Source organism: Vibrio sp. 03_296, assembly GCF_002265885.1.
The window spans coordinates 1-897 of the sequence record NZ_NPKW01000677.1; the positions used below are offsets into that span (position 1 = coordinate 1).

An 897-nucleotide genomic window follows, 5' to 3' on the forward strand; every position below is an offset into this window, starting at 1 on the left:
TGAAGATATTGCAACCAAATGATGTCGAACAATTTCGTATGAAGAACAAAGGTCGCTGTTTAGTGATCTTGTCACGCGATGATGAAATCCACGACAACAGCAAAACAGCACAAGCGCTTGAGAATTACTACGAAGTGGTGTGGGATGACAAAGAAACCCATAAATTCAAAAGATATACTCAGCACTTGCAGAAGATGAAAGCATTTAAAGAAAACAACTGAGCGTTTTATCGCCTCATTGGACCTTCTAAATCCGACACACCAAGCACCTAGCGATAGGTGCTTTTTCTTTATCTGCTAAATGGGCTACAAAAGCGCCGTGCGATGTCGATGCTTTGTTTTTAGGTGAGAGCAGTAGAAAACATCACCATTCCGTATGGGCAGTAAGGATTTTTGTTGCGGTTGTGATTTCGCGCTATATAATGAACCACTATAAAATAATTTGATAAATATCAAAAAAAATTGAGAGACGAGTAAAAAAACTTGAACCCAATTCGTCTTGTCGAGGACGATCTCCAATACGCTTTTATCCRAACGTTAAATGCCCTTTGATAACCCTGAACAGAACGTTCACAAGCACAAGATTTCTCTGTAGGACGCGTTACCGGTGATAACACCGAATGACCTGTCGTGCAGAACCCTTTTTATTATTTTGTAGAGGATTATCACTGTGACACTGAATTATCGTTGTTGGTGGCGGTGCTGGTGGCCTAGAGTTGGCAACCAAATTAGGTCGCACATTAGGTCGTAAAAGACGTGCTCAAATCACCCTAGTGGATCGCAAGGCGAGCCATTTATGGAAGCCATTGTTGCATGAAGTGGCGACAGGCTCTCTTGATGAAGGGGTTGATGCGCTAAGCTACCGTGCTCATGMCAAAAACCACTGTTTCGATTTCCA

At 42.2% G+C, this 897-nt stretch carries 2 pseudogenes; both read left to right on the plus strand.

Annotation, left to right across the window (positions count from 1 at the left end):
* Window positions 1-221: pseudogene (locus CIK04_RS27075) on the plus strand (YqiA/YcfP family alpha/beta fold hydrolase); the annotation flags it as partial.
* Between the two features lie 458 nt (window positions 222-679).
* Window positions 680-897 (plus strand): annotated as a pseudogene (locus tag CIK04_RS27080) (FAD-dependent oxidoreductase); the annotation flags it as partial.